The sequence below is a fragment of the Verrucomicrobiota bacterium JB022 genome, from assembly GCA_030673845.1.
Classification (GTDB): Bacteria; Verrucomicrobiota; Verrucomicrobiia; order Opitutales; family Oceanipulchritudinaceae; genus WOUP01.
The window spans coordinates 20,175-38,511 of sequence record JAUTCQ010000016.1; the positions used below are offsets into that span (position 1 = coordinate 20,175).

Genomic DNA, 18,337 nt, shown 5'->3' on the forward strand with positions numbered 1-18,337 from the left:
AGATTTCCTTAATATGAAGCTCGCTGCTTTCTTTGCCGTCCTGGCGGCTATACTTTCTGTTGCTGTTAGCGCGGAGACGGTTCAAGTCCCTGGTGTTGTGCCGGGCGTGCATTCCGTCGACAACTATGGTGCCTTCAACTACTCGATTCCTATCGACGTGCCGCCGGGAATTAACGGCGTGCAGCCAGCCCTGTCTGTGAATTACAACAGCAATGCTGGAGAAGGCGTGGTCGGATTGGGATGGTCTTTAGGCGGGCTCTCGCAGATTAGCCGTGGCGGCGGGATTTATGCGCGGCAGGGTTATCTATCAGGCGTCAACTTTGACGCCAACGATCACTTCTATCTGGATGGCCAGCTGCTTTTGCTCATTAGCAGCGGCTACTCAGCATCTGAGGATGAGTATTTCATCGAATATCGGACAGAGATAGAGACCTTCGCGCGCGTTTTCGCCTATGTCTCGGCGGCCAATGCAGGCAGCGATGTTTTGGAGAAACTGAAATCGAATCCGGATTACTTCGTCGTCCATACAAAAGGAGGAATGATTCAGTATTATGGACGTGACGCGGCTGCGGGAGCCGATCAAAAGGCGAAGCAGCTCGTAGATCGAGGGACTGCCTCTTGGATGATCAGTTCAATCGAAGACCTTTGGGGCAACGAGCTCCGCTACTACTACGAAAAGGATGCATTTGGTCAGGAGATTCTGCTTTTGGACCGTGTTGATTATGCATTCTCGCCTGAAACGGATGCTCCTTTGTTTGGCGTCAAGTTAGTGTATGAAGAAAGGGTGGATCCGCTGCCCTCCGGTTTGTGGGGTAAGTCAATGGTCCTGGGTAGTCTCTTGGATGCGATTAGCGTCCGCAAGTATACGAGCGTAAATCAATTTACGGAGCTCAGCTCCTACGATCTTCAATACGAGCGCAAGCCTTCCGCAGAGGCTTTCGATCTGCTTTCTTCTGTCTCAAATATCCGGGATGGGAAAACGTTGGAGCCTATTCTGATTGATTACACGTATGAAAATCAAAGCCTCCCCCGTGAAGACGGATCCTTCGGAAGGTATGGTGGGCGTTTCTTGCCGGTAGCTGATAGCCGGGGATCTTTCCTGTTGCACTTTAAGTTGGTAGAAAATGAGGTCAGAATTCAAAGCAAGGCATCAGACAGCGAAGCTGTGCTGGTGGAAGACTCTACTTTTAATTCAGATGTCGAAAAATCTGCAGCGATTCTAGCTGGAGATATCAACGCAGATGGCTTGGCTGATATATACTATTACAACTACCAGAGTGGTGTTCGTTTTGTCTCAAATGGAGTGTTGGCGAATAACCGCCTTGGCTGGGATGATGGTCGAGCTGTATCAGTGGCGAGCACTTCTGTAACAGCTCTAGTTATCCCTGTAGATGTCGCATTGCTTGATGTCGACGGAGATGGAGCCTCAGAGTTGATTGAGTTGTTGGGCTGGCGGGTAGGAGCGCTCTGGTATTATAAAGTTCAGGTTTCAAAATTTATTGAGGGAGTAAGTGGAGGATTTGCTCTGAAGCAACAGTTTTTGTTGGAATGCGGCACAGATCTCGATTCCCCTAAGTCAAACTATCGGTTTGCGTCAAGAATGATATTTGCGGATGCTGACCACGACGGGCTAGCTGATATCTTTATACAGACTAGGAATAATTACGGGCCTTGGGCGCTATATCCGATCTTAATCAATCGCTTGGTTCCGGAGGCACCAGAGAGTGGAAGTGAGTCGCGATTTGAACTCAGTACAAATTTTGGCAATTCGCTAAAAACTGGATTGATTCCTGTAGATCCAGACTTTTCTCAAACCTTGGTTGGAGATTGGAATCAAGACGGAAATATCGATCTTGTTTTTGCGGAACCCAGAGAGGGTCTTATTAAATTAAAGATTTTTTCATGGATTACTGAGCAGTGGCAGGTTTTGAAAGAAGAAGACATCGCAGCGGAAGGTCTGGATTCCTCGAATTTACATACCTTCTCTCTGATGTGGCCTTCGTCGATGCGGGGTGAAGAGCTGCTGCTCGCTTGGTTAAAGAACGTCAATGTTCGGACGGGGTTCCAAGTGGAAGGCCACAATATCCGCTTTGAGAATTGGATCGCTAGTTATGATTGGGTAAAGATTTTAAATCCAGAGGACCGTTGTCCGCCTATGGAAGGCCCTGTGGTTGAGCCAATATGCGAAGAAGCTCGGTGTACAAGTAGGAGTTTTACCGCGGAGCAGTATGCAAGCAAATATAAGGCAGTAGTTTATAAGACGGATGATAATGTGGAAGCTTCCCGCACCGAATTGATTTGCTTGAAGGTCAGTGACGCAGGTGGTGGTGGCCTTTATATAGGCAACCAAAAACAAGTTTGGCATACTGCTCGTGGAGAAGCTTTGATAAAGCCTTTTATGATCGAAGATGGGGTTTTATATACGCCAACTCGTAGTATTGTATCCTTTTGGCAGAACATTGTGGTTCGTTTGAAATTTGAATATTTCCTGGAATGCGGAGAGGTTGAGGGTGCTTACGTGTTTGATGATTTCATAGTTAACTCGGTTCACCCGGACTATCAATACGGCAAAACCCTTCGTCTCTACCCCACGGGCGACGCTTTACCCCGCGTGTCAAAAATTGGTGCGGAGTCGGCGGGACGACTGCAGGTGGAAATGTCCAAAAAGAGCGATGGATACTACACTTCGAGTAACAAGAACGTCTGGCTAGGTGACCTGTTTGTGGTTGACCGTCTTTCTGCTCGGGTAGGTAAGAAGGGCAGCACCGAGTTCACCAATTCCGAGACGTATACCTACTTTAAGCCGACATACAACTTGGAAGGTCGCGGATTTCTCGGATTTGGCGGGATTGAAGTGAAGGACTCGGTCTCCGACACGAGCCTCTACACCGAGTATTACACCAATTGGCCGTTTCATGGCGTGGTGAAGAAGCAGGAACGCTTCCGTGAACTGGGTGATGGCGAGGCGACTCTGCTCAGTCAGGTGACGAATACGGCCACCTTGGATACCCTCTCAACTTTGGACGGTCTGCTATTCCCGATGTTACCGCAGACGGTGGAGAAGCAGTGGGAGTATGACGGGGTTTCGGATTTGCCACTCGAAGGCGGAGTCCGTTCGCTGGAGGGGGGCTTCAACTGGCTGACCGAGACGCTGGATAACCCGGTTTCTTCGACCACCACGCTTCGGTGGTATGACGCGCAGGCTGCAGTTTCAGATGTAGATACGGCTTTGCCGCCGCTTTCCTATGATGTTGATGATCTACCTGGTAATATTACACACGGCAATTTGACGCGCACGATCGTAAAAAACTCGGGTGGAAGCTATACCCGGAGTGACTTTGAATATTTGGGTAATGGCGTTTCCGTGAGGCTAGGACGGCCAGGACGTGTTACCACTAAAGCGGCTGAAAGTGCTGCTGATGCTGATAACGCACAGAAGCGGATCAAAGGTTTTTCCTATCGGGCTGACAACGGCGCGCTTCTTGGCGTAGTCGATCATGATGGCACGGCTGAGGAGCTGCTGACGACGATCAAATACACGCCTCAGGGTCACCCCTATGAGGTAATTGTAAATGGTGCATTTGGTGAGGCTACTTATGACGGTGCGGGGCGTCCCACGGAATTCGGTAGTCAAACCACCAAAGTAGTGTCCGCCACCTACTCCAGTGCTACCGGCTGGCGTTTTCCTGATCGAGTGGAGAACGCCCTGTGGACTTCAGGCAGCCAGACCTATGACGACTGGGGCAGGGTCCTTAAGGCCACTGATGCCAATGGACTTGTAACCGAATTTCTTTATGATGCTTTTGGCCGCCTGGAAAAGGTCACTGGCCCTGATGATCGAATTGCAGAGACGAAGCGCGAACTGGTAGGGAGCTCTACCAACTTGAGCTTCGACTTGACGTCGCTGCCTGAGAATATCAAGGCGGCGGCTCTCGACAACGCTGCCTACTATAAGGTTACGAGCACGGCGACCGGTGCACCTACATCTGTTAGCTACCAAGATGTATTTGGCCGCGCGATTCGCACTGAAGTGGAGAAGGCTGACGGCTCAGGCTGGGTATATCAAGACAGTGTCTACGATAAGCAAGGCCTGGGCTTGGCCAGTACGCAGGCTTACCTGAGTTCTGATCCGCTTCGTTGGAGCTACCTTGAGCGAGATCCGCTCAAGCGAGTCTCGACTACGACTGCCATCAATGGTCGCGTCGATACCTACCACTATTCGGGACTGACGGTGGGAGTGTTCAGTGGGACTGAGACTCCGGCTACGGCTCGGGGCACAGTGCTGCGCGACTCCGTTGATGGCCTGACTCGCGAAATCTGGAATGGGGTTTCGGGCGATTTCTCCACTTTCCTCACCAATCTACAGGCCGGCACGACGACGGCGGCGATGTCTTCGGTGAGGCAGGAGTATTCGGCATGGGGCGAATTAGATCAAGTTACGGCTGGCTCTGAAGCGGTAAATAAGGTCATCACGTCGGCTTACAATGCCATTGGAAAGCAAGAATCTCTTTCTGATCCCGATGCGGGCTTCCGCGAATACCGCTACGACGCGCTCGGGCGTCTGCGTTGGGAGGCATCGCCGGGCCAAAACTATACCCGCTACGAATACGACGTGCTGGGGCGGAGGACGGAGATGATCTCTTACCGTCCTGAAGGCACCAAATGGTCTTATTGGGCGGATTTCTACTTCTATGATGGAGAGCGCATGGGCAGCAAGGGCGCTCTAGCCCGTGAAGTGCATGCCGAACGCATTAATTCCGAAGATGTTCTCCGGCGGAGTAATTTCCTCGAAGGGGAGGTGCGGAGGCAGCGTGGGTTTTATTACGATCACCTGTCCCGACCGTTCTTGCGCGTGCAGTCGACCTATGGCACGCAGAACGGGTCCATGCTCTGGTATTACGAGTATAGCACTTTCGACGACCAGAGCCGCCTTTCCTCCGTCAGCTACTTCTGGCGCCCTCAGGGGCTGGAATACGATATGGAGTCGGATCCATACTCATGGCGAAGCTATCGTCTGAATTATTTTTACAACGATCACAGCTACCTGACCAAAATCGAGGATGCGATCGGTCGGCGCTGGTGGGAGTGCACCAGCTTCGACAAATACGGTCGTGCGTTGACGGTCGAACACGGTTTTGGCGCAAGTGCAACCACGACCTCTCGCACCTATGATCCGGTGGATGGGACTCTCAGTCAGATCGTGACCGGCTCTTTCCAGAATTCGATCTACGATTTCGACCGCTTTGGCAATCTTACGAGCCGCACCGACAATGGTGTGACGGAAACCTTTGGCTACGACCGACTCGACCGTCTGACCTATATCGATGGAGCCAAGCGGGCGGACTATGATGCGATGGGTCGGATCAAGTGGAAAGATGAGGTCGCGCACACTTACACCTACGGTGCCAGCCAGCCCAATGCGGTAACGGATGCGTATGGCTACACGATCGGCTACGACGGTCGGGGCTTGATGGTATCTCGTTCCAAGGATGGTGAAGCCTGGTCGTTTGGCTGGGCTCCCTGCGAAAAGCCCTGGTGGATCTTCAAGGGCGAAATGGGCCACGAATATGGCTATACCGCCAGTGGTGCGAAATACCGCCACGTGCAGGTCAACGGGCAGACCAATGGCCAGTGGAACCGCACGAAGGCGACCTTCTTTCTCGGCGATTTGGAGCAGGATTGGGAGAACGCCAACGGCACCTGGTCCGTCGCGGAGACACGTTTGACGATTTCGGGGCCGGGGGGCGCGATTGGCGTCTGCACGATCGCGGGCGATCATGTTCAAGGTCAGCCCAAGCGCCAATGGTATCACAAAGACCATTTGGGCTCGGTTGCCTTTGTCACGGACGAAGCGGGGAGCGTCAGTCGCTACAGCTACGACGCCTGGGGCCACCGCCGCGATCCGCAGACCCGAGAGCGCACGAGCATCGGCTATACGCCTCTGGCTGGCTACACCGGCCACGACATGCTCGACAACCTCGGCATAGTGCACATGGGCGGGCGCCTCTACGACCCGCTTCTGGGCCGCACCCTCTCGCCCGACCCGTTCATCCCCAACCCCTCCTTCTCCGAATCCTACAACCGCTACAGCTACGTCGAAAACCGCCCCCTCTCAGCCACGGATCCCACGGGGTATGCGGTAAATATGCATATCAGTAGTGGATATGGTGTGAGTGGGGGCTATAGTAATGGTGGATGGATTACGTCGCCTGATCTTGGAGTAGGTAAAGATTATAGCGGCATGTTTGGTCCGGGGCCTGGAAGGTGGAACCCGGGCACCATCACATATGTGCCGGGTTATAATTCTCCACCTTTTGACTTCACCTCAACGGGGACAGGGACTGTGTCGCCGGTGAAGAGCACGAGTGCTACTGTTTCAGCGCCCAAGCCGACGGTGGTTAATCAACGGTCGAATGGTCCCTCTACTTTAGATCATGCGAGGGCTTCATTGGACGGACTTAATAGATTTGGAAACCGCTTGGAGGGGAATATAGTGGATTCGCTAACTGGAACGTTAAACTACATTGGAGATGTTGGTAAAGCAGGCCAGCTTATAAACACAGATCCGGAGTATGTAGCTAGAGTCGTATTGCGCCCCGTGAGTGATGCATTCGTTGGTCTGTATGAGAGCGGAAAACTACTGATAAAGGATCCTGTTGGGGAATGGAACCGTACGGTGGACTTCATGCTTAGTCCTGAAGGCATGGCTGATGCGGTTTTTATGGTGGACTCGGCTTTATTAGGGAGGGCTGCTTCTGCTCCGGTTGGAAGGAGCTTGCCGGGAACCCCAGTTATTGGCCTCATTGATGAGGCTGTTGGTGATTTACAGCAAAAATCACTTGCGCCTGCTCTATATTATCCAATAAACAACGGCTTTTTATTCCCTCCGACAAAAACATATCTGTATCCAGGTAAATTAATTGACCGCTATGGTGGGAGTGGCTACTCTAGATTTTTTGCTCCAGTTGGAACGCCAGCATCTGCCCGAGCGTTGCCTCCTGGTGCTGCTGATCAACCATTAAGAACGTTCAGAGTCCTTAAACCTTTGGAAGTTGATTCCGGAATTATTGCGCCTGCATTCGGTCAACCGGGTCTCGGCCAGCAGTATGTGACACCGGTTCCCTTGGAGGTGCTGATTAAGCGTGGAATAATAGAGGAGATCGAGTAAATGATTAAAAAATTTTTTGAAACCCCTGGATGGGAATATAGGGTGGATGAAATCTCTGCATCTGTATACTGTGTGCTTGCACGAGATGACGTGGGTCGCACAGTTCAACGGGTAGGTCTGGACCCGGAAGCACTGTTGGAAGAGTGCAAAGCTGATGTATTGGCAATATTGAAAGATATTTCGTAAGCACCCGGTCTTCACTTTGGATTACTCATAGATGTTATGCCGCTGCTAATTGGTGGAACGTGTGACCGCTACCAAAAGATAATGAAACACCTAGCGAGCATCTTCGATTGTTAGAGTTTTGGAATCCAAACTTATCGACCTGGCACACTCGGAGAAAGACCTCTCCGCTTCCATGCCCTGTCCCCCTCAGCCTCGCTCCATCGTCTGCCTTTCGCCCGGCTTAGCTGTGACACAGGGTTGGGCGCGCGACCCGTCAGACTATATGTAAGGCGCATATCATTTCACTGGCACCCGTTCTTTGAAATAGGGCCTACGGTGCCAGCCAGCCCGATGCGGTAACGGATGTGTATGGCTATACGATCGGCTACGACGGTCGGGGCTTGATGGTATCGCGTTCCAAGGATGGTGAAGCCTGGTCGTTTGGCTGGGATCCTTGCGAAAAGCCCTGGTGGATCTTCAAGGGCGAAGTGGGCCACGAATATGGGTATACCGCCAGTGGTGTGAAATACCGCCACGTGCAGGTCAACGGGCAGACCAATGGCCAGTGGAACCGCACGAAGGCGACCTTCTTTCTCGGCGATTTGGAGCAGGATTGGGAGAATGCCAACGGCACTTGGTCCGTCGCGGAGACGCGTTTGACGATTTCGGGGCCGGGCGGCGCGATTGGCGTCTGCACGATCGCGGGCGATCATGTTCAGGGCCAGCCCAAGCGCCAATGGTATCACAAAGACCATTTGGGCTCGGTTGCCTTTGTCACGGACGAAGCGGGGAGCGTCAGTCGCTACAGCTACGACGCCTGGGGCCACCGCCCCGCCCCGCAGACCCGAGAGCGGGTAGTGTCCAGAATTTTTCGCACATGGGTTTAGCTGCGCGGGAATGTCGTGGTTTGATTTCGCTTAGGATTAACCGTTAGTGATAAAGGTGGTGATGGAGGAACCCGGGGCCTGCGGCGGGTGCCGCAGTGGGTGCTGGGGTAACGTATCCTATTTGCCAAAAATTTGCCAAAATCTCTACACAAGTGTGCTTTTGCGTTCATTCGCATGCAAAGATCGAAATCTACATCGTGCTGGTTAACAATATCTAGTGAAACCACGCGCAAATAGGTGAAATCCTTGTTCCGGTTCGATTCCCGCCACCCGCACCATACCTATGTCCCGTGACAGGGCGTGCCAATGCAGGATAAACCTTGTCACGGTCAACGGCTTCCGAAACTTTCGTTGACGCTTTCGGTGTGACAGGTAAAAACACGGTTTGACCGTCAAAGTCTGATTTTTGTGGGCCTATGTGTGGACCTGTTTCGCTATGCTCGTGCCATTCAAGATTTAGCCACGTCGGATGCAAACTTGCGGTCAGACGCGGTTCGCTGTGCTGCTCGAGTGACTCGGAGGGATTCAGAGTGTGTGGCCTCGCGTATAGTCAAAGCATTAAGCCACTCTTTTTTGTTGGGAATTAGCGGAGAGCGGTGCCAAAAAAGCCCGACCAAGTGGTCGGGCTGAAAAAGAGGCAGGGATGGGGGGGGGGCTAGACGCGCATCTCTTCGGAGGGCGGTGACTTCTTTTTGCCTTCGCGTTTCGCGTTTTCGTAGTCACGTGCACCTTCGTCATTGGCCGACGTATAGTAGCTTTGGTAGCTCTTGTCGTAGTAGTAGTGCGAGTAGTAGTAGCCGGCAACGTTGGTGTTGATGTTGTTCAGGATGGCACCAAAGATCGGCACATTGGACTCGCGGAGGCGGCGGATGTTGATGCTGGCGGTCTTGCGCTTCACCATCTTGAAGCGGATGACGTAAACCACGCCGTCGGCTTGCGGCACTACATTGAGCGCGTCGGAGACCGGGGCGAGCGGCGGGCAGTCGATAATCACCTTGTCGTAGCGCATGCGCAGCTCGTGGATCAGGTTCTCGAAGCGTTGGCTGCTCAAGGCCTGCGTGGGGCTCTTGCTGCGGCCGCCGGAGACGAGAACGTCGAGGCCGGGCTGGTAGTCGCGAATGATCAGGCTGTCGAGGTCGTCGTTGCCGTTGATGTAATCGATCACGCCCTTGTGTTCCGGCAAGTCGAGCGACTTCGCGACGTTCGGCATGCGCAAGTCGCAGTCGATGATGATCGTGCGCTCGCCGTGGTTGGCGAATGTGATCGCCAGGTTGGTCGAGACAAACGACTTACCTTCCGAAGACACCGTAGAGGTGGTGACGATCACCTTCGCGTTCTTGCTGTCTTCGTGCAGCTTCAGCGTGGAGTGCACGGAGCGGAAGGCTTCCACCGTGGGGCGGTCGAGATTGTCGGCCACAATACGTGCCTTCTCGAGGGCGTCGATTCGGGAAATACGGGGGATGAGGCCGATGAGCGGCAGGCCGAGGGAGCTTTCGATGTCGAAGGCAGTCTTCACCTTGTCGTCCATGACGGCAAGCAGCACCACAAGGCCGATCCCGAGCACGCCGCCGAGCACGAGGCCCAGCATCATGTTCAGGGGCACGTTCGGCTTTACTGGGCGGTAGGGGAGGGACGCACGGTCTACGATGCGTGCAGTGGGCGTCTCGACGCGATTGGCAACGGTAGCCTGTTGCAGACGGCTTTGATAGACGTCGTACATCTGGCGGCTGATCTGCAGGTCATTGACGAGCGCATTGTATTCTGGGCGCAGCCGGTCGAGGCTGATAATCTCCTGCTCCATTGCGGCCAAGCGCTGTTTGGAGCCATCGAGATTGTCCTTGGCAATTTCAAACTCCCTCTTAAGTCGCTCCACGGATTCTCCCGTTGCTTTGTCCAGCTCTGCTTGAGTTTCCTGCAGCGTCTGGCGCGCAGCGACCATGCGTGGGTGCTTCTCGCGATAGCGCTCCTGCAGGCCTGCCAGGCCAATCTTTGCGTCCGAGAGACGGCCAATCAGGCTGGTAACGGTGGGGCTGGAGCTGATGAAGTTCAAGTCGAGGAGGGTGCCGCCGCTGTTGCGAACCGACTCGACTTGCTGCCAGCGGGTGGACAGCAGGTCATAATTCTGCTGCGCCTGGATTTTCTGGGCGTTCAGGCTGAGGAGTTGTTCCCGCGCAATGTTCTGGCGCTCATCAACGGAGATGGTGCCATACTTTTCCTTAAAGTCTGCCAGGCGGCGCTCAATGTCTTTGATGCGTTCCATCTGCTTGGCGGCTTCATCGCGCAGGCTTTCCGTCGCCTTTAGATTCCCCTCGATCATCTTGGAGCGATTGAAATCCACGAACTCTTCGGCGAAAAGATTGGTGATCTCCTGTGCAACCTGAGGGTTGGGGTGCACAAAGCCCACTTGCACGATTAAAGATGAGGAATCGGGACGAATCGTCCGGCCACCTGCGAGATAGCCCAAGACGTCCGGTTCACCGTTGAGAGAGGTCTTGAGCTTGTCTTCGTAGGGCTGAAGGAAGCGTCGACGGAGGTCGCCTTTTACGCGTTCACCGACGCGGCGAACGATTTCGCTCGAGCCGAGCACCATCACCTGCGTGTTGTAGTCCTGGGTGTCGCGAATGTCCACGTTGACGACGTCCTTGAACGGCAGCACTTCGTCAGGGGACCGCAGCAGCTCGATTTGTGAACCAGACTGGTAAAGTTTGGGAGAGCTGAAGGTGTAGACCGCCATGGCGATGAACACGACGATTACGCTGATGATGAGCCACCAGATACGCTCGCGCAGCATCAGGAAGTAATCTTTCAGCGTGCGGGAGGGGGAAACTGTCGATTCGGCGTAGCTGCCGTAGCCATCTCCGTAGTAGTAGCCGCCACCGTAGTAGCCGCCGCCGCCGTAGCCATAGCCGTATCCGTTGCCTTCTTTGCTCATGATAAAAGGGGATGAGAGATTGATTGAGACGTGAGGGTGAAGGGCCCTCTACCAGAGGCGTTCCTTCACTTCGACCAGGTCGCCGTCTTGAAGCGGGTAATCTCGAGCCGTGAGGTTCGTGGCATCCACGACGATCTGAGTGGTATTGCCATTGGCATCTTTGCGGTAAATATGGACATTGTCCTTTCGTGCCATACGGTCGCTGCTCCAGCCACCGGCCGCCGCGATCGCCTCGATCAGGTAGAGAGGCTCTTCTGAAGGAAACGGGACCTTGCGCTGGCTGTTGACCTTGCCGATCACCGTCACCACCCGCGAGGCATAGGACACTACCTTCACGTCGATCTGCGGGTTAACGTAGTAATCCTTGTTGTAAGGCTCAAAAAGAGCTTCCCGGATCTCATCGATGGTCATGTCTTCAACGCTGATCGGTGCGAGGTAGGGCAGGGATATCTTCCCGTCGCCTCCAACTCGGACCTGGCTGGCAAACTGGAGGTCGTCCGCCACATACAAGCGGATCGTGACCTCGTCGAGCGGCTTGATCTTGTAGTTGCTCGAAACAACGAAACCTCCACGGTCTCCTCCGCCGGACCCGTCCAGGGAGAGAGAGTTAGAGTTCGTGGGGCCGCTGGGAGCGGAGAATCCACCGTCTTGAGCTACAAGCGTGCTTACGGCGGAAAGACAAGCGAACAAAGCGTATGTAGAAAATCTGCTGAACATGATGAGAGCCGATAGGTGCTTAAGCTCGTATTTTTCTTATGAACAAAAAAGAAGGTCAACACTCAATGTGCGACCTTCTTTAAGAGAAATGTGAAATTCAGAAATACCTTTTAGTAGCGCAGAGCCGCAGATACCGACAGGCGGTTGCTGTCGTAATCGCGGTAGTTGATGCCGCTACCATCGGTGATTTCGTAATTGTAGGTGGCGCCGAAGGTCCAGTAGTCGTTCGGCGTGTAGCGGTAACCAATGTTGGCGTAGACGCTGTCTTGTGAGCGATCGTAATCTTCGTAGTCGCTGTTGGCGTAGGTCAGGCCGCCCACCATGCGGTGCATAGAGTTGAGGGTGTATACCCCGCTCAGGCCGACCCGAGTGCCGATGATGGTGGAAGCAATACGCTGGCCGTTCACCGTGCTGCTGACGGCGGAATTACGGAAGTCGCGGGAGGCATTCAGCGAGATCGTTGCCTTGGGCGTCAGAATGTAGGACAGGCCAGCATCGAAGGAGAAGTTGTCCGTATCGCGGCCTTGGTCTGCTTCGCGCACTTGGTAGCCGATGGACGCGCTACCGGTCAGGGTCGGGATCAAGACTTCACCTTCGACACCCACGGAAAAGTTGTGGTCGTCGTAGCTATTGCTGAAGGTGTTGTTTTGCGTCTCGGTGTTGCGATAGCGATAGGTCGCGGTCAGTTGGGTCAGGGGACGCACCTCGTAGAGGAACGTCAGCGGTACGCTGACGGAGCGGTTGCCAACGAGGGACAGACCCGGGTAGATGCGACGCTGATAGGTGGCACCGCTGCGAACGGACGTGCGGTCGCTGAAGTTATAGGTGCCCAGAGCGCTGAGGTCGGTCGTCTCGATTTCGATCAAACGGCCCTGCAGCTCTTCCACGCCCGGATTGATGTCGACGAATTCCGAGCTGTTGGAGGCTTGCTCGCGCCAGCTGGCCTTCGTGACGATATTGGTAATGCCCGAGCTGTAGTTGGTGTTCAGGCTGATGCTCGGCAGCTCGCTGTCCAGACCATCATTCTCGGACTTGCTGTAGCGGGTGATCGCGACAGAAGCGTTGAGTTGGCTCTTCAGGGTGCTGCTGTCGGCGAGTTGCAGCTCGAGGCCGGGCGTAAAGACCAGAGCGTAATCCTCGTTAGCGTCTGCATCGTGAGCGTCGCTGTCGTCGTTGAGGCGGAACAGGTTGTCCTGATAAGTGGCGCGGGCGCTGCCGGTCACGAAGAGAGCGACATCATCGCCCAGCGACGCGAGAGGTGCCGCGTTCAGGCTGGCCAACGATCCCACGAGAGAAAGGCAGATTAACGATTTTTGGTTGAGCGACTTCATTTAACCTGAGGATTGTAGTTTGTATAGATGCAAGAGAGGTTCACCGAAGTGACTGGCCTACAACAAAGTGATCCTGCGTTTTTTGGCAATTACTTTTTTGGGATAGCAACCGTATGTAGATGCAGATTTAATAGGCCTTTTACGGCTGTTTTACAACCTAGTCGCTTCTCCCTTCGCCAATACCGTTGACTTTGGGGGAGCCTCCCGCAGCTTGGAGGCCATTCAAGCCCCACAATTCTCCTGATGAAAGACAAAAATTCCCAAAAAATTTGGCTGGGCTTTGCGGAGCGCCGTTCGTCGGGAGACGGGCGGGTCAAGATCCGCCTGCGATGGCTCCGCATCCTTGGTGCCACCTGTGTGCTCGGTATCGTTGGCTACGCCACTTTAATGGCTGGCGTTTATTGGTGGTTAAAAAACAAGCGTGGCTACCACCAGGTTACTTATGTGCAGACATTGATGGTCCCGCTGCCCTGGGAGTATCGCAAGGTCAAGCAGGAGCAGGGCGTGGCTCAGGTCGAGCGTGGCCTTGAGCTGGCCAAGAAGGCGACTTCGGCGGAAGAAATCATCCAGGCCGAGCGTTGGGTGCGGGCGGGCCTCACCCGGGCACCCGACCAATTGAAGGGGCGGATGTTTGTGGCGCAGATGCTGGAATTGCGCAAGCAACCGCCGGAATACTGGGTAAAGGTCTATGAAGACGGCCTCCAGTATGCGGACCGCGATGTCGAGTATCTGAAGGGCTACCTGCGCGCGCTGCTCAGCTCGCGTAACGACCAACAAATCCTGGACGTGGCCGAGCGCTACCTGCCCGAGCAACCCGATCGCTCGGATGAGCTCAACCGCGTGATGGCGCTGGCCGGCATGCGTGCGGCGACCGAGGTGGGCAACTTCGAGCGAGCCCATGAGCTTTACCGCCAGTATGGCCTCGACAACAACCCGGAGGCGGTCATGTCGGCGGCGGAGCTGCTCGACCGTGCAGGGCAGACGGACGATGCGATCGTGCTGCTGCAGAGCTTTATTGCGCGCTACAACGTGCCCCAGCTCGTCCGCCACGTCGACCCGGCGCGCAAGCTGTTGATGGCGCTCCACAATCGCGAGGGCAACTATACGGCGGCCGCCGAGGTTTGCCTCCAGCGGGTGATAGCCCAGCCGGAAAATCCGGCGCCGCGCATCGATCTCCTGAAAATTTACGACGAACAGGGCCGCGAGCGTGAGATCGAGCAACAGGTGGAAGACCTCTTGCGCAACTTTGGCGACGATCGCATGACGGTGATTTCGTTGGCGAACTTTGCAACTGATACTGGTCGCCTCGACCTTGTGCGCCGCGTCTATGAGACGGCCATCGAGAGCAATTTCGATCTCTCGGCCTTCGGCATGATCTACATCGAGGCCTACCTCACGTCCGGCCACTATAAGTCGGCGCTCGATTTCTGCGAAGAACTGGAGCGCGAAGCCCCTTCGTGGCTGGCCAGCTATCGCCCGGTAATCAGCGCCATGCGCTCGGTCGCTCACCATGGCCTCGGGGATGAGAAGCTGGGTGAAATGTATCTCACGGAGTTCCTGGGCAACACCCGCGTCAGCTCGAGCCTGCTTCGCACCGTGGCCAAGCGCTTCCGCAATATGGACCTCGACGAGCAGGCGCGTCGCGTGCTGCTCGATGCGCACGAGCGCCAACCACGCGAAGAAGACGTCTTGGCCGATCTGGTGGAAGTGGAGCTGGAGCTGGGCGAATCGCGCACGATTACGGACCACGTTGCCTCGCTGCTGGAAGTGCGCCGCCCGCGCTACAACCAGCTGCAGGACTTCTACAACGGCCTGAATAGCGACCGCTTCATCTTCTCGCCGGAGCGTCAGGTGCGGATTTCGAGCCTCGCCGACGCGCTTGAGGAGGCGCAAGTGGCCGCGTCCCTCGACTTCTCGCTGCGTTCGATCGAAGAGATCCGGGCCGACCGCGAGCAGTATGAGTCTGCGTCGGCCAACCCGACCGAAGGTGCCGATCCGATAGCCGCCAAGTAAGACGGCCACCCCAGTCTAGGACTGCTTTTTCTCGTCCTCTTCCTCTTCGGAGGGAGAGGATTTTTCGTCTTCGGCGACGCGCATGTCTTCGGGCAGCGGGCGCACTTCCGCCTCGATCACGCGCTTTTCGTCGACCGCCGTAACGCGGACCGCGAGGCCTTCGACGACCAGCTCTTCCCCTTCTTCGGGGATCCGACCCAGCTCGTTGGTGATCAAGCCGCCCAAGGTCGAAACTTCGTCGTTGTCCACTTCCACGCCCAGGCGTTCGGCCAGCTCGTGCAGCGGGGTGAGGCCGGAGACCACCGTTTCGCCCTCCACGGTATCGCGGATGAGCGTTTCCTCCTCGTTGTCGAACTCGTCGCGGATGTCGCCCACCAGCTGCTCGAGCACACGTTCGAGCGTCAGGACGCCCTCGGTGCCGCGAAACTCGTCGATCACCAAGGCCATGTGCACGTTGTGGCTCAGAAGTTGGGTCAAGGCCTCTTCCAAGGGCGTTTCGCCGTGGATGCGGATGATGTCGCGCTTGATCTTGCGCAGGTCCACGCGGCTCAGCTCTCCCTCGTAACGAAAGAGGTCTTTGATGTGGATCAGGCCGATGCAGCGGTCGAGATCGCCCTCGCAGAGCGGGAAGCGGGTATGGCCGCTTTCGCGCGCCATCTGCAGGTTTTCCTGCAGGCTCAGGTAGAGGTCGAAAAACTTGATCTGGTTGCGGGGCAGCAAGACGTCGCTCACCTCCAGGTCGCGCATCTGCAAGGCGTTGCGCAGGATCGTCTGGGCCACGACCGACATATCGGGCGCGTCCTTGCCCAGCATTTCGATCTGCTCCTCATAGTCGAGGGCTTCTAGCTCCGTCACTTCCTTGCCGCCGCCTGCCATGTTAAGGCTGCGGCCCAAGGGGGCGAGCGTGCCGAGAAACGGCTTGAAGAGGGCGGCCAGCACGCGCACCAGCAAGGCGGTGCCGCGCAGGACGGATGGCGCGGCCTGCAAGCCGAGCGAGCGCGGCATGTGCTCGACGGAAACGAGCTGCAGGCCGAGCAGCGCAACGACGGCTGCGGCGAGCGCCAGGTTGGCGGCGGCCGCCGGTCCAGGCACGGCATCAAGGATCATCCCGAGCGGCCCCCAGAGCAGCAGCCAGTAGCCGACCCAGCACAGGCCGGCGGTCAGGCGCAGCACCCGCAAGGTGCGGGTGGGGTGGTCGAGCAGCCACGCGACCGCCTTGCGTTCGCGCAGGTAGTCGAGCAAGTCGGGATTGAAGTGGCTGAAGCGGACCTTCACGAGGGCCGCTTCGCAGGCGACAACGGCGGCATGCAGGCCCATCACGGCCGCTGCGCCTACAGCTTTGAGCAAGAGCAGGGTGGTCACGCTTTATGTACGGTCCGGCCTCAGGACGTTTCCTCCTTAACGGTTGATGATCTCGCCCAAGGTCTTGAGCAGGCGTGCGTTCTGCGGCTCCGTGCCTACGGAAATGCGTAGGTGATGCGGGAGGTCATAGCCGGCGACGGGACGCACGATGATGCCCTGGCTTTGCAAGGTCTTGTCGACTTCGCTGGCCTTGGGCACTTGGGCGAGGATGAAGTTGGCGGCGCTGGGCACGGTTTCGAGGCCCAGCTCCTGCAGGCCCTGCTCCAGTTGACGCAGGCCGGCGGTATTCACGGTGCGGCTGCGCTCCACCCACTCGGCATCGGCAAGGGCGGCACGGGCTGCGACCTGGGCGATGTTGCTGGTGTTGAAGGGCGGGCGGACGCTGTTGATCAGCGCGGCCAGCTCCGGATCGCTGTAGCCGTAGCCGACACGCAGGCCGGCCAGGCCGTAGATCTTGGAAAAGGTGCGCGTGCAGATCACCTTGCGGCCTTCGCGGATGAGCGGGCGCAGGTCGGGCGGCGTCTCCTGGTATTCCGCGTAGGCCTCGTCGTAGACGAAGATCACATGGTCGGGGAGGGCGCGGGCAAATTCCAGCACCTCGGCCTCCGACAGCAGCGTGCCGGTAGGGTTGTTCGGGTTGGGCAGGTAGACGAGGCGGGTGCGCTCCGTCACTGCCGCCAGCATGGCGCCGAGGTCGTGCGTGTAGTTGGGCATCGGTACGCGGACTGCCTTGGCCCCGGCGCGCACGGTCGAGATCAGGTAGCTGACGAATGCCTGCTCACCCATCACGGCCTCCGAGCCCTGCCCGAGGAAGAGGCTCGCGAGGAGGTAGAAAATTTCATTGGAGCCCGCACCGATGGTAAAGCTTTCCACCGGCAGGCCCAGCCGCTCACCCAGGTCGCGGCAAAGGAAATACGCGCTGTTTTCCGGATACAGCCAAGCGTCCTTCAGGCTCGCCCGTGCGGCATCGAGGGCGCGCGGCGAGGCGCCCAGCGGGTTTTCATTGGAGGCCAGCTTGATCACGGCTTCCGGTTGGAGGCCGAATTCGCGGGCGACCAGTTCAATCGGGCGGCCCGGCTGGTAGACGGGGAGGCGCTGGATCTGCGGCTGCAGCAACGCGGTGTAGCTCATAGGCTTTCCGATGCTTCAGATTACGCCGGGCGCTGCAATGGCAAAGCGCGCGCAAAAAGCAAGTTGTCGCCACCCACCGCTTTACGCCCGCCCTTTCGAAGCCACGAGCAGACCCACCCAGATGGCGAGTGTCTCGCCGCCGAGGAAGATCGGGGGCAGCAGGGAAAAGAGGTTGGGCTGCGCGCGCCACACGATGTCGATAAAGATCAACATGTAGAGCAGGAGACAGGCGAGGCCGATCGCCATGACGATCTGACGGGCGCGGCGCAGTTGACGGGCGCTGGCCTGGCGGCAAAGCAGCTTGGCCACGCCGTAAGCCACGAAGCCGATCACCACGCACTGGAGCAGGAGCACGAAGAGAAATTCCATCGGGTGGTGGCTACGGCTGGGGTTCGGTTGCCGGGGCTTCCTTGGGCGGCAGCGGCACCTCTTCGGGCCGGTTCTCACTCGCGATCTTGATCAGCGTATACCAGGCCGCCGAGAGCGCGACAAAGGCGAACAGGACGAAGATCCACACTTTCCAGAAGCCCCGGGAGGTCTTGCGGTCCGGTTGTTGGGGCGAAGGGGCAGGGTTGGGCTGATGATCGGGCATGGCAGTGCGAACGTGAGCGTCTGTCCTAGGTGATGCCGA

The 18,337-nt window shown here is 56.5% G+C and carries 10 protein-coding genes; 3 read left to right on the plus strand and 7 right to left on the minus strand.

Annotated elements, in window-relative coordinates; genetic code table 11:
- Nucleotides 1-13 precede the first annotated feature (13 nt).
- Nucleotides 14-7,168 carry a glycohydrolase toxin TNT-related protein gene (locus tag Q7P63_12345; protein MDP0500878.1) on the plus strand — a complete coding sequence of 2,385 codons (7,155 nt, stop codon included), beginning with the start codon at nucleotides 14-16 and terminating at the stop codon, nucleotides 7,166-7,168.
- 530 nt (nucleotides 7,169-7,698) lie between these two features.
- The gene (locus tag Q7P63_12350) at nucleotides 7,699-8,220 is read left to right on the plus strand and encodes a hypothetical protein (protein ID MDP0500879.1); all 522 of its coding nucleotides are present in this window, start codon (nucleotides 7,699-7,701) and stop codon (nucleotides 8,218-8,220) included.
- 655 nt (nucleotides 8,221-8,875) lie between these two features.
- On the opposite strand, the gene Q7P63_12355 is transcribed toward Q7P63_12350, so the two are convergent.
- The 3 genes from Q7P63_12355 to Q7P63_12365 all read right to left on the minus strand — a co-directional run bounded on the left by Q7P63_12355 (nucleotide 8,876) and on the right by Q7P63_12365 (nucleotide 13,200).
- The gene (locus Q7P63_12355) at nucleotides 8,876-11,152 is read right to left on the minus strand and encodes a polysaccharide biosynthesis tyrosine autokinase (protein MDP0500880.1); all 2,277 of its coding nucleotides are present in this window, start codon (nucleotides 11,150-11,152) and stop codon (nucleotides 8,876-8,878) included.
- A gap of 48 nt (nucleotides 11,153-11,200) precedes the next feature.
- Entirely contained in the window at nucleotides 11,201-11,869 is a 669-nt protein-coding gene (locus tag Q7P63_12360) for a polysaccharide biosynthesis/export family protein (GenBank protein ID MDP0500881.1), read from the minus strand.
- A gap of 110 nt (nucleotides 11,870-11,979) precedes the next feature.
- Nucleotides 11,980-13,200, minus strand: coding sequence for an outer membrane beta-barrel protein (locus Q7P63_12365; protein MDP0500882.1), 1,221 nt, complete (start codon nucleotides 13,198-13,200; stop codon nucleotides 11,980-11,982).
- A gap of 243 nt (nucleotides 13,201-13,443) precedes the next feature.
- Here Q7P63_12365 and Q7P63_12370 point away from each other — a divergent pair, with 243 nt between their 5' ends.
- A complete protein-coding gene (locus Q7P63_12370; GenBank protein MDP0500883.1) occupies nucleotides 13,444-15,213 on the plus strand; it encodes a hypothetical protein in 1,770 nt (589 codons plus the stop codon).
- A gap of 15 nt (nucleotides 15,214-15,228) precedes the next feature.
- Here Q7P63_12370 and Q7P63_12375 read toward each other — a convergent pair whose 3' ends face one another.
- The 4 genes from Q7P63_12375 to Q7P63_12390 all read right to left on the minus strand — a co-directional run bounded on the left by Q7P63_12375 (nucleotide 15,229) and on the right by Q7P63_12390 (nucleotide 18,298).
- Nucleotides 15,229-16,575, minus strand: a complete 1,347-nt coding sequence (locus Q7P63_12375; protein ID MDP0500884.1) for a hemolysin family protein — start codon at nucleotides 16,573-16,575, stop codon at nucleotides 15,229-15,231.
- A 36-nt stretch (nucleotides 16,576-16,611) separates the two neighbouring features.
- Nucleotides 16,612-17,706, minus strand: a complete 1,095-nt coding sequence (gene hisC / locus Q7P63_12380) for a histidinol-phosphate transaminase (protein ID MDP0500885.1) — start codon at nucleotides 17,704-17,706, stop codon at nucleotides 16,612-16,614.
- An 81-nt stretch (nucleotides 17,707-17,787) separates the two neighbouring features.
- On the minus strand, nucleotides 17,788-18,075 hold the full coding sequence (locus tag Q7P63_12385) for a hypothetical protein (protein MDP0500886.1): 288 nt from the start codon (nucleotides 18,073-18,075) through the stop codon (nucleotides 17,788-17,790).
- Nucleotides 18,076-18,085: 10 nt separating this feature from the next.
- Nucleotides 18,086-18,298: a hypothetical protein gene (locus Q7P63_12390; protein MDP0500887.1), complete on the minus strand. Its 213-nt coding sequence runs from the start codon at nucleotides 18,296-18,298 to the stop codon at nucleotides 18,086-18,088.
- Between the last annotated feature and the right edge of the window lie 39 nt (nucleotides 18,299-18,337).